12 protein-coding genes are annotated in these 12155 nt (G+C 41.6%); 4 read left to right on the top strand and 8 right to left on the bottom strand.

The window, feature by feature from the left end; all coding sequences use genetic code 11:
* Positions 1 to 35: 35 nt before the first annotated feature.
* The 3 genes from IE199_RS12420 to IE199_RS12410 all read right to left on the bottom strand — a co-directional run bounded on the left by IE199_RS12420 (position 36) and on the right by IE199_RS12410 (position 2161).
* Positions 36 to 584, bottom strand: a complete 549-nt coding sequence (locus IE199_RS12420; RefSeq protein WP_189770941.1) for a YggT family protein — start codon at positions 582 to 584, stop codon at positions 36 to 38.
* A gap of 61 nt (positions 585 to 645) precedes the next feature.
* Entirely contained in the window at positions 646 to 1470 is an 825-nt protein-coding gene (gene proC, locus IE199_RS12415; RefSeq protein WP_308436240.1) for a pyrroline-5-carboxylate reductase, read from the bottom strand.
* 16 nt (positions 1471 to 1486) lie between these two features.
* Entirely contained in the window at positions 1487 to 2161 is a 675-nt protein-coding gene (locus IE199_RS12410) for a YggS family pyridoxal phosphate-dependent enzyme (protein WP_189770937.1), read from the bottom strand.
* Between the two features lie 68 nt (positions 2162 to 2229).
* On the opposite strand from IE199_RS12410, the gene IE199_RS12405 reads away from it, so the two are divergent.
* Positions 2230 to 3273 (top strand): type IV pilus twitching motility protein PilT, encoded by a 1044-nt coding sequence (locus IE199_RS12405; protein WP_189770935.1) that lies wholly within the window; start codon positions 2230 to 2232, stop codon positions 3271 to 3273.
* 9 nt (positions 3274 to 3282) lie between these two features.
* On the top strand, positions 3283 to 4410 hold the full coding sequence (locus tag IE199_RS12400) for a PilT/PilU family type 4a pilus ATPase (protein ID WP_189770933.1): 1128 nt from the start codon (positions 3283 to 3285) through the stop codon (positions 4408 to 4410).
* A gap of 49 nt (positions 4411 to 4459) precedes the next feature.
* On the opposite strand, the gene IE199_RS12395 is transcribed toward IE199_RS12400, so the two are convergent.
* Genes IE199_RS12395 through rsmE form a run of 5 tightly spaced genes read right to left on the bottom strand, consistent with a single transcriptional unit; the run spans position 4460 to position 7590 of the window.
* Positions 4460 to 4849, bottom strand: a complete 390-nt coding sequence (locus tag IE199_RS12395; protein ID WP_189770932.1) for a hypothetical protein — start codon at positions 4847 to 4849, stop codon at positions 4460 to 4462.
* 15 nt (positions 4850 to 4864) lie between these two features.
* Entirely contained in the window at positions 4865 to 5299 is a 435-nt protein-coding gene (gene ruvX / locus IE199_RS12390) for a Holliday junction resolvase RuvX (protein ID WP_189770931.1), read from the bottom strand.
* The gene (locus IE199_RS12385) at positions 5299 to 5856 is read right to left on the bottom strand and encodes a YqgE/AlgH family protein (protein ID WP_189770930.1); all 558 of its coding nucleotides are present in this window, start codon (positions 5854 to 5856) and stop codon (positions 5299 to 5301) included. The genes ruvX and IE199_RS12385 overlap by 1 nt, the downstream gene beginning before the upstream one ends.
* 12 nt (positions 5857 to 5868) lie before the next feature.
* Positions 5869 to 6825, bottom strand: coding sequence for a glutathione synthase (gene gshB / locus IE199_RS12380; RefSeq protein WP_189770929.1), 957 nt, complete (start codon positions 6823 to 6825; stop codon positions 5869 to 5871).
* Positions 6826 to 6843: 18 nt separating this feature from the next.
* Positions 6844 to 7590 carry a 16S rRNA (uracil(1498)-N(3))-methyltransferase gene (gene rsmE / locus IE199_RS12375; RefSeq protein WP_189770928.1) on the bottom strand — a complete coding sequence of 249 codons (747 nt, stop codon included), beginning with the start codon at positions 7588 to 7590 and terminating at the stop codon, positions 6844 to 6846.
* 224 nt (positions 7591 to 7814) lie between these two features.
* Here rsmE and IE199_RS12370 point away from each other — a divergent pair, with 224 nt between their 5' ends.
* Both IE199_RS12370 and IE199_RS12365 read left to right on the top strand, forming a co-directional pair.
* Entirely contained in the window at positions 7815 to 9002 is a 1188-nt protein-coding gene (locus IE199_RS12370; RefSeq protein WP_189770926.1) for an efflux RND transporter periplasmic adaptor subunit, read from the top strand.
* Positions 9003 to 9011: 9 nt separating this feature from the next.
* Complete coding sequence (locus tag IE199_RS12365) at positions 9012 to 12125, top strand: efflux RND transporter permease subunit (protein WP_189770924.1); 3114 nt, start codon at positions 9012 to 9014, stop codon at positions 12123 to 12125.
* Positions 12126 to 12155 lie beyond the last annotated feature (30 nt).

Below are 12155 nucleotides of genomic sequence, written 5' to 3'. Positions count from 1 at the left end.
TAATGTACTGCCTGTGATTTCGCCTTTAACAATAATTAGAGCATCTGCCAGTAAGGAATAGAGCTCGACAGCATGATGTTGATCACGTTTAACAATAAAAACGCAGCTAAAATCGATAAATCTAACCCGCCAATCGGTGGAATGATTTTTCTGATCGGCTTTAAAAATGGGTCAGTCAACTGATGAAGAATAACTTGTGTTGGGTTGTAACCTTGCACTACCCAGCTCATTATCGCCATCACTAACATCAAAACAAAAAGCAAAAAGCCAGTTTGTTTAATCAGGTACAGTAAACCAATAAACATTGCAGGAAGAGGGTCAAATGGCCCGCCATTTAACATTGGAATGACAATAAACTTTAATACGCCAACAAAATAAGCCAACAGTAGGGTAGCGAGATCTATGCCTCCTAATCCCGGAATGATGCGTCTAACAGGGATGACGATAGGGTTAGTTATTTTAACGACAAATTGACTCAGTGGATTATAAAAATCTGCTCTTACTAGTTGTAACCAAACTCTAACGACCAGCAACATCAGTAGCGCGTCGAAAAAGAACCCTAGTAAGTAATTTATAGCAGCCATGCAGTACTCCAATAATTAGCGAACATCTATAAGATGGTAACAGTTAAGCACATTTTCAACGTTAAACGTTACTTTGTGCCATTTCTTTAGCTCGGTGCAGTGCGGCATCCATCGCATTGTCGACTAAGGTATCTATACCTCCTTCAACAAATGTATTTAGTGCTGCAGCGGTTGTACCACCTTTTGAGGTGACATTTTCACGTAATTGAGCAATGGATAAATCGGCATTTTTTACCACCATTTCGGCAGCGCCCAGTGCAGTTTGCTGAACAAGCTTTCGGCTTTCTTCAGCGGTAAATCCCAATGATTGCGCTTTGTGCTCCATAGCTTCCATAAAAAGGAAAAAGTAAGCAGGTGCAGAGCCTGATACCGCAATAATGTTGTCAATGTCAGATTCTTTGTCTAGCCATTTTGTAATGCCAACTGAAGACATTAATGCATCGGCTTGTGCTTTTTGCTCATCCGTTACTTTATCTGAAGCATAAAGCCCTGTGACGCCTAAGCCAATTTGCGAAGGTGTATTAGGCATAGTGCGAATAAGCGCACACGTTTTACCTAGGGCTTTTTCCATCGTAGCCATTGAACAACCCGCAGCAACTGAAATAAAACACTTATTTTCAACGTCAACTTGGTCACTAATTTCTTTTAACACATCGGCAATAAGGTATGGTTTTACCCCTAGCACGATTGTATCGGCAAAGTTAGCTGCTTCAATATTACTGGCGGTATGCAAAACGTTGTAGTTATCAGCAAGTTTTTCGCGTTTTTCTGGCGAAGGGTTGGATACCATTACGTCACTTGGGGTGAAGCCATTGCTCACTAAGCCAGTAATAATCGCGCTATTCATATTGCCTGCGCCAATAAAGGCAATTTTATTCATTAACATAAATTTCCTGTATAAATTATTGTCGAGCACCAAAAATGGCGGTGCCAATTCGCACCATAGTAGAGCCATTGTTAATGGCTTGGGCTAAATCATCAGACATCCCCATAGATAACGTATCAACGCTGGAATATTGAGCTTGTAATTGCTCAAACAGCTGCTGCATTTGAGAAAAACTTTGTTCAGCATTACCTTTTTCTGGGATCGCCATCAAGCCACGTAAGGTTAGGTGAGGTGATTCGTGTACTAGTTGTGCAAGTTGAGCTAACTCGTTGACTTGAATGCCAGATTTAGACTCTTCGCCACTAATATTTACTTGTAAACAAATATTTAGCGGGTTATTGTGTTCGGCACGTTGTTCGTTGAGACGAGTAATAATTTTTGCTCTATCTACACTTTGTACCCAGTCAAAATGCTGAGCAATTTGACGAGTTTTGTTTGACTGAATGGGGCCAATAAAATGCCAAATGAGGTCATCCAAATGCGTAAGTTGTTGAATTTTTTCAACCGCTTCTTGCAAATAGTTTTCTCCAAAAGCTCGTTGACCCGCGTGGTACGCTTGTTCAACTTGTTCTGCCGGTTTAGTTTTACTGACCGCCAACAGCTGCACTGTGGTTTGCTCTCGTCCTGCTTGTTCGCAAGCTTGATTTATTTGCAGTTCTACCTGTGCAAGATTATCTTTAATATGATTCATCACTTATTTTTATTGCTATCTATGTGTTGCCACATAAATGCCGATTTAAAACTACCAAAGAGGTTTGTATGGATATTACCGAATTACTCGCGTTTAGCGTAGAAAATAATGCTTCGGATTTACATCTTTCTACCGGTGTTCCACCGTTAATTCGAGTGGATGGCGATGTACGTAAACTTAACATACCTGCGTTCGAAGCCAAAGACGTAAATGCACTAGTCTATGACATAATGAACGATCGTCAGCGTAAAGAATACGAAGAAAACATGGAAGTGGATTTTTCATTTGAAGTACCGAATTTAGCCCGATTCAGGGTAAATGCCTTCAATCAAAACCGAGGCCCTGCCGCGGTATTTCGTACCATCCCAAGTAAAGTATTATCACTTGATGATTTAGGCTGTCCCGATATTTTCAGAACAATTTCTGAAAACCCTCGCGGTTTAGTGTTGGTAACAGGGCCAACAGGCTCTGGTAAATCAACTACTTTGGCAGCCATGATTGATTATATCAACAACATGAAGCACGACCATATTTTAACGATAGAAGATCCTATCGAATTTGTGCATGAAAATAAAATGTGTTTGATCAACCAACGTGAAGTGCACCGCGATACATTAAGTTTTAATAACGCACTACGCTCGGCATTGCGTGAAGACCCTGATGTAATTCTTGTTGGTGAGATGCGTGACCTTGAAACCATTCGTCTTGCCATGACGGCGGCGGAAACAGGTCACTTAGTATTTGGTACCTTGCATACCACCTCAGCACCAAAAACTATTGACCGTATCATTGACGTATTCCCAGCGGAAGAAAAGTCTATGGTACGTTCGATGTTATCTGAATCACTGCGTGCGGTTATTTCACAAACCTTAGTGAAAAAAGTCGGCGGTGGCCGTGTGGCTGCTCATGAAATCATGATTGGTGTTCCAGCCATTCGTAACTTGATTCGTGAGGATAAAGTGGCACAAATGTATTCGGCCATTCAAACAGGGATGCAACACGGTATGCAGACCATGGATCAATGTTTACAGAACTTGGTCAACAGAGGCATGATTACCCGACAAGATGCGATGGAAAAAGCAGCAGATAAAAATCAGTTTAAAGCATTTTAAGGAGCTGATATGTTAAGTTTTCATCACTATCTAGAAAAAATGGTAACGCATCAAGCATCTGACTTATTTGTTACTGCAAAAATGCCAGTCAGTGCAAAAATCAATGGCGAATTAACCCCCATTGATGACCAAGTGCTTACAGCAGAACAAGCACTTGACCTTGTGCATAATGCCATGAACGACAAGCAAAAAGCGCAATTTGATGAAGAAAAGGAATGTAACTTCGCCATATCTATTGATGGCATTGGCCGATTTCGTGTTTCTGCTTTTTGGCAGCGTGATATGGCAGGTATGGTTATTCGTCGAATCGTGACAGATATTCCAGATGCTGACGATTTGGGTTTACCTTCTGTGCTTAAAGACGTAGTCATGTCTAAGCGTGGTTTAGTACTGTTTGTTGGTGGTACAGGTACAGGTAAATCAACCTCAATGGCTGCTCTAATCGGCTATCGAAATAAAAATGCCCGAGGCCATATTCTTACCATTGAAGATCCGGTGGAATTTGTCCATGAACATGGCAAATCTATGATCACCCAACGTGAAGTAGGGCTTGATACAGAAAGTTTTGATGCAGCGCTTAAAAGCTCTTTACGACAAGCGCCTGATGTTATCTTAATTGGTGAGATCCGAAGTCAAGAGATCATGGAACACGCGTTGGCGTTTGCTGAAACGGGTCACTTATGTATTGCAACACTGCATGCGAACAATGCCAACCAAGCAATTGACCGTATCATGCATTTAGTGCCTGCCGAACAACATGGCAAGTTATTGTTTGATTTAGCATTAAACTTAAGGGGCATAATTGCCCAACAATTAATTCCTACACGCGACGGTAATGGTCGTGTCGCTGCAATTGAAATTTTGTTGAATTCGCCTTACATCGCTGAGCTTATCAAAAAAGGAGAAGTTGGTGATATTAAAGAGGTGATGGAAAAATCAAAAGAGCAGGGCATGCAGACCTTCGACCAAGCGTTGTTTAATCTATACCAAGGTGGCTTGATAAACTATGCTGACGCCATTCATCATGCTGATTCACCAAATGATTTACGCTTGATGATAAAACTGCGCAGTAATGACCAAGGGGGCTCAGGCTCACTTTCTGGCGTTACCATTGATGGACTTGAACCGAAGAATTAATGACAAAGAGGCCTTTGAACAATAGAACAAAGGCCTCTTTTCTTATTTGCTATTCACTAGCTAGATTTTTGTGTTTAAACCATATTTGAACATACCATAGCGCTAATACTACTTCGGTTGTAATGGCTAAAATAATACCTAATCCGGCTGCACCTCGTATTAACTCATAAAGCCCAAGTGTCGCCAGCGACAGCATGGAAACAGCTAACCCTAAGCATATGGCTTGTCTAGCTTGTGAGTGTTTTGCGTTTCTAGCTAACCAGCAAATAAATGCGATACCCAAAAATAACATGGCAGCTCTACGGCCAATAAAGGTTGCTGAATCATGTTCTACAATAGCAAACAGCCAGAATACAACTTCTGGCAAAAATAAAAGTAGAATGGCTAGCAAGGCGGCAATAGCAGATGTTAAAACACTTAGGTGTTTAAATTGATTCATTTTTATGATTACTAATTATTCACCGTATTGGCTTTCAAAATAACTTTCGATTATCAGTCTAGCTGACTCTGCATCGATATTATCTTTTTTAAGGTTGCGATAACCACCTTGGTCAAACAAATGTTGTTTAGCATCTGCTGTGGTTAATCGTTCGTCTTGAAACTCAACGGGAATACGGTAGTCATTAGCTAAGCGATTACCAAATTTTTTAGCGTCATGTGTTACCTGTTGCGGTGTGCCATCCATGTTTAATGGTAACCCCACGACAATTAAATCAGGCTGCCACTCACTAAAGTACTTTTTTAATTGTTCTTGGTTTGGAATGCCGTCTTTTGCTTTAACAGAGCCTAATGGCGTGGCGGTTCCTGTGAGCTCTTGGCCAACGGCGACACCAATAAACTTTTTACCAAAATCAAAACCTAAGATAGTTCGTTTGCCTATATCACTCATTAAGCATGCCCTACATCATTTGATAAATGTGCAAGGCTAATACCCAGCTTTTCTGTCGCCTTTTTCCAGCGAAGTTCAACCGGAGTATCAAATAAAATTTCATTGTCTGACGGAATAGTTAACCAAGAGTTTTCTTGAATTTCTTTTTCCAACTGACCAGGCCCCCAGCCAGCATAACCAAGGGTCACCATATACTTTTCAGGGGCATCTTCACTGCCAAGTGCAAGTAGAATATCTTTCGAGGTGGTGATCATCAATTCATCACTTAATGCCAATGAACTGCTCCAACCTGATTGTGGGCTGTGCAATACGAAGCCTCTATCTGGCGACACAGGGCCGCCCGTTAATACTTGTTGAGCGAGTTCTGGTAAACCATCGTCACCTTTTTCTTCCAACTGGGATAATAGTTCACTTAACGTGATATTAATTGGAAGATTTACAATTAAACCCATGGCACCATCATCGTTGTGCTCACAGATATAAGTGACCGTTTTGTTAAAATACGGGTCTTCCAAAGCTGGCATAGCAATGAGTAAATGATTCTCTAAACTCTCCACAATTAAACCTTCTTACGACTTGTTGGTGACTAATGTTTCGATTGCATCCATTAATTTACCACCGATATTAATTGGGTATTCTGCCTCAATTTCCCTGATACAGGTTGGGCTGGTGACGTTGATCTCAGTAACCTTGTCACCAATGACGTCTAATCCTACAAAGTATAGTCCACGTTTTTTAAGTTCAGGAGCAATTGTTTCAGCGATAAGTTTGTCGCTTGCACTCAGTGGTCTAGGTTCACCTCGACCGCCTGCTGCCAAGTTACCGCGAGTTTCACCTTGCGCTGGAATGCGTGCCAAGCAATAAGGCATAGGCTCACCATTTACGATCAAAATGCGCTTATCGCCGTCTTTAATTTCCGGCATATATTCTTGCACCATGGCATATTGGTTGCCGTGATTGGTTAAGGTTTCTATGATCACACCAACATTGGCATCATTTTCTTTGATGCGAAAGATTGAAGACCCGCCCATACCATCAAGAGGTTTAACAATAACGTCTTTCTCTTGTTGATGAAAATCTCTAATTTGTTGACTGTTTCTCGTTACTAAGGTTTTTGCCGTTAGCTCAGGGAACCACGCGGTAAACAGTTTTTCATTACAATCACGCAAACTTTGTGGCTTGTTAACAATCAAGGTGCCCGCTTGTTCTGCGCGCTCTAACATATAGGTTGCATAAATATATTCAGTATCAAATGGTGGGTCTTTGCGCATTAAAACAGCATCTAGTTCCGATAATGCGATATCTTGTTTGTCGCCCAGTTCATACCAATGATTTTCGTCGTCAAACACTTTGACTTTTTGTGTGGTTGCGCGACATTCACCTTGAATTAAATACAGATCAGACATTTCCATATAATGGATTTCATAGCCGCGCGATTGTGCTTCTAACATCATGGCCATGGAAGAGTCTTTTTTGACTTTTACTTGTGAGATAGGGTCCATGACGACGCCAATTTTAATAGTCATTTGCTGTCCTTTAATTATTTATTTAATATCGCCAAATCGGCACTGCAATGCGGTAATTGCAGTTAATGCAGCCGTTTCGGTTCTTAACACTCGAGGGCCTAACAATACATCTTGAAAGCCATCAGTACTCGCCTGTTGGATTTCATCGTCACTTAAACCACCTTCTGGACCAATTAACAGCCTAACACGTTGGTTTTCTGCTGGGATGGTCATAATAGAATGTTCCGCTCGCGGGTGTAAGTTTAACTTTAATGATTGAGTGGGTTGTTTTAACCAGTCATTGAGTGAAACAGCATCGTTGACGGTTGGCACAGTGCATCGACCACTTTGTTCACAAGCACTAATAACAATTTTTTGCCATTGATCAACTTTCTTTTGTAATCGATCACCTTGAAGCTTTACACCACAACGCTCTGTAAAAAGTGGGGTTATTGTATTTACCCCAAGCTCCACCGACTTTTGCAGAGTAAAATCCATTCTATCACCACGAGATATACCTTGGCCCAAGTGTATATTGACCGGAGATTCGTTATTAACTTGCGTAAATCCAACAATTTTAGCCTGAGCTTGTTTTTTACTTACATTCACTAGCTCAGCGTCAAACTCACCATAACATTGGTCAAACAATCTGCCGTTAAACAAGGTGATAGCATCTCCTTGCTGCAATCGAAGCACTCGTATTATATGGCCAAATGCATCGTCATTAAGGGTGATAATGTCACCGATTTGCCAGCTTAAGTCTTGATAAATTCTAGGGTTTCGCATGTATAAACGCTTTGATTGATGTTAAACAGAAAATAAGGGTTAGCATGTCGCTTTTCAATAGAAGGCATTAAATATTGATTAAAATCATGAAACCATACAGCTGTGTGCTTGTCGTATCACCTAAACCCTAGTACGGTTAACACAATGAAGCAATTTATCCTATTATTTGTTTCTACAATAACTACTTACTGCTTGCTAAGTATTACATTCAAGGAGCCTTCTGAATGAATTTGTCTAACAAACAACTAAGCTGGACTCGACAGCTAACCATGTGCGCATTGGTGGGGCTGACATTTACTCTCATCACCGCCTGTGAAAAATCATCGACAGAAAACACCCAATCACCAGCGCCTGCTGTTTCAGTTTATAAAGTTAAAGCTCAGCCTGTAGGGGCTTATCGTGAGTTTGTTGCTCGAACGGTTGCCTCGAAAGAAGTGAATTTAAAGGCTAGGGTTGAAGGTGAGCTGATTGAGCGTCACTTTGATGAAGGCTCAGTTGTTGAAAAAGGGCAGTTGTTACTGGTCATTGATCCTGCAGCTTATAAAGCGTCACTTGACTCAGCAAAAGCTGATTTGGCAAGTAAATTGGCAGGAGCAGAATCAGCTGCAAAAGATTTAAAGCGTGGCCGTGAAGTGGCGGGTGATGGTTATATTTCTCAAGCAGATCTCGACAAGCTAGTCACCAATGAATCTCAAGCTAAAGCAGCAGTAGACGTCGCAAAAGCTGCACTTGAAAAGGCGGAACTTAATTTAAGTTATACTCAGATAACCGCACCATTTAGCGGCAGAATTGGTAAGGTCAATTACAGTGTTGGTAACGTAGTAAGCCCTGGCAGTAACGCATTGGCAACCTTAACCGCAATGGATCCAATGTACGTTAGCTTTCAAGTTGAGGAAAGCGAGTTCATTTCCTATCTGCAGCAAAATAAGTCGATTAAAAATCCACAAGACGTGCCGATTGATATCTCGTTACGTTTACCTAATAACTCCCAATATAGCGAAAAAGGTAAATTAACTTATACCGATACAAAAATAGAATCTGGCATGGGCACCGTTGAAATGCGTGCTGAGTTTAGTAATCCCGATGGCATTATTTTACCTGGGTTATTTGTCACTTTAATTATCGAAGGACAAGATAAACAAAGCCTTGCATTGGTACCACAAGCGGCGGTGCAGGAAAGTCAGCAAGGTAAATTTGTTTTAGTGGTAGACAGCGATAACACGGTTGCTCAACGCATTGTTAAACTTGGCCGCCGTATGAATGCTATGTGGGTAGTAGAATCTGGTTTGCAGGCTGGTGAACAAGTTATTATAGAGGGTTTGCAGAAAGTTCGAGCGGGCGTGAAAGTTCAGCCAATTGAAAAAACGGTGAACCACAGTACGGGTGTAGTCACTGATCTTAGCGAACAGTAAGGAGCTAACATGATCAGTAAAACCTTTATTCATAGACCCAAGTTTGCGTTTGTAATTTCTATTGTTATCTCGCTTGCTGGTCTTATTTCTATGGGGCTATTGCCCGTTAACATGTATCCACAAATTACACCGCCTCAAGTTGAAATTACCGCAGTGTATCCTGGCGCAAGTGCGCAAGTAGTTGAAGAATCCGTTATTCGCCCAATAGAGGAGCAAGTTAATGGCGTTGAAGACATGATGTATGTTGAATCAACGGCGTCGAATAACGGCACGGCTACCATTAACGTTTATTTTAAAGTGGGCACTGATGGTGACATGGCGCAAGTTAACGTGCAAAACCGCGTTGCGTTGGCCAACTCGTCACTACCACAAGAAGTAGCACGTCAAGGTGTGAGTGTTAAGAAAAAATCTAGCTCCATGTTAATGGCGATCAATTTATATTCTACGCAACAGGGTTTAGATCAAATCTTTTTGAGCAATTACGCCACTAACTCATTGGCTGAGCCGTTAGGGCGAATTCCTGGTGTAGCTGCGGCCACGGTGATGGGTGAAATGAGTTACAGCATGCGTATTTGGTTAAACCCTGATCGTATGACTTCTCTGGGGGTGACTGTTGCTGAAATTAAGGCTGCTCTGCAAGAACAAAATTTAATTGTTGCCGCAGGTAAACTTGGCGCAAGTCCCGCCCCTCAGAGCCAACAATTTGAATACTCTATTCAAGCAAGAGGTCGATTAAAAACCGTTGACGAGTTTGGTCAAACGATTATTAGAGCTCAAGGTAATGGTAACTTTGTCAGGCTAAAAGATGTCGGACGAATTGAGCTAGGGTCTCAAAACTATGGTATTCAAGCGCGCTTAAATGGCAATGAAACAGCGTTTCTCGTTATTTATCAACTGCCTGATGCGAATGCCACTGCTGTTGCGCAAGCAGTTAAAAAGGAAATGGAAAAGCTTTCACAACGTTTTCCTGATGGCTTGGAATACGTTATTCCTTATGACACAACTAAGTTTATCGAGCGCTCAATAGACGAAGTAATCGTCACCTTATATCAAGCCGTCGCTTTGGTTATTTTAGTGGTATTTTTATTTTTACAAAATTTACGCGCCACTATTATTCCATCATTGGCGATCCCTGTGTCGCTGATCGGGACTTTTGCCTTTATGAACTTAATGGGATATTCCATTAATACCATTACTTTATTTGGCTTAGTGCTGGCGATTGGTATTGTGGTTGATGATGCCATTATTGTGATTGAAAACGTTGAACGGATATTAAAAGAAGAGGGTTTGGAAATTAAGGAAGCGGTGAGCAAAGCTATGTCACAAGTTTCCGGTCCTATCATTGCAACAACGCTTGTGTTACTCGCCGTATTTGTTCCTGTTGGTTTTATGCCTGGCATTACCGGTGAGCTTTATAAACAGTTTTCAGTGACTATATCTTTCGCTGTTATTATCTCATCCATCAATGCATTAACCTTAAGCCCTGCGCTATGTACTGTGTTGTTAAGCGCGGAAAAAATGAAAGCCATTTCGTGGTTATCCTCTTTTGAACGCGGTATAGGCAAATTTACCGACAAATATACCAGTGGTGTGCAATTTATTTTAAAGCGAGTTGCTCGCATTGGTATTGTAGTCTTAGTCATGTTTGCTGCAACCGGGTGGCTAACTAATCAAACACCAACCGGCTTTGTTCCAGGGGAAGATCAAGGTTATGTGTTTGTTGACATTCAGTTACCAGATGCGGCGGCTTCCCAAAGGACACAAGCACTTATCGATAAAATTACCCCAATGTTAAAAGATGACCCTGCGGTCACAGATGTTATTACTGTGGCAGGGTTTTCCATGTTAGGTGGCGCTGGCTCTAATAACGGTTTTGGTATTGTCATGCTTAAAGACTGGGAGGAAAGAACAACGCCTGAGCTTGGCTTACGGGCAACTATTGGGAGGCTAATGGGGCAATTGTGGGCGATTCCTGATGCACAGATCATGATGTTTAACCCGCCGCCGATTCCTGGGTTGGGCAATAGCTCGGGCTTTGAATATCGACTCCAAGATAGCGAAGGCAAAACACCTGCAGAGTTAGCACAAGTGATGAATGGCTTGATCTACGAAGCAAATCAACGACCAGAGCTAAACCGTGTTTTTAGTACTTATCGAGCCAATGTACCTCAATATCGATTGGAAGTAGATAGAAACAAAGCAAAAGCCCAAGGGGTTGCGCTGTCAGATATTTTTGTCACCTTACAAGCACAGCTTGGTGCCATGTATGTTAATGACTTTAGCCAGTTTGGCCGCACCTATCAGGTAAAACTGCAAGCTGAAGCTGAGTTTCGTCAAGACCCTTCTGATCTGAGGCATTTTTATGTACGCAATAAAGATGGTGAAATGGTACCTCTGACAACACTGGCTAAACTTGAGCCTATATTGGGGCCAACGAGCATAAACCATTTTAACCTATATCGCAGTGCCAGTATCACTGGGCAAGCTGCTCAAGGGTATTCATCTGGCGATGCCATCAAAGTGATGCAAGAATTATCGGCTAATTTGCCTCAAGGCTTTGTGTTTGAATGGGCGGGACAATCGAAACAGGAAATTGAAGCGGGTAATTTAGCACCTGTACTATTTGGTTTGGCTATCTTATTTGTTTATTTGTTTTTAGTTGCACAATATGAAAGCTGGAGTATTCCATTTTCCGTTATTGCTGCCGTACCGCTTGCACTATTTGGTTCGATGTTAACTCTTTATACGCTTGGTATGGAAAACAATATATATGCGCAAGTTGGCTTGATCTTATTGATTGGTTTATCCACCAAAACAGCCATACTGATTGTTGAATTTGCCATGGAAGAGCGCGCAGCAGGGCGCACCATTTTTGAGGCAGCTATTAATGCGGCGCGTTTGCGATTTCGAGCGGTATTAATGACGGCGCTATCGTTTATATTAGGGGTATTGCCACTCGTTTTCTCAAGTGGGGCGGGGGCAAGTAGTCGTATTTTCTTAGGTATTACTGTGCTTTCAGGCATGTTGGCGGCAACTATATTTGGTACTTTGTTAGTGCCTTACTTCTATATGTTAATACAACGAATGCGAGAGCGAATAAAGGGGACAGCCCAATCAAGTTAACTAATAAAGGCGATGTTTAAACATCGCTTT

It is taken from the genome of Thalassotalea marina (genome assembly GCF_014656435.1).
In the GTDB taxonomy this organism is placed as follows: domain Bacteria; phylum Pseudomonadota; class Gammaproteobacteria; order Enterobacterales; family Alteromonadaceae; genus Thalassotalea_C; species Thalassotalea_C marina.
The sequence above is the reverse complement of the archived record's forward strand: the minus strand, read 5'-3'. Positions and strand labels throughout refer to the sequence as shown.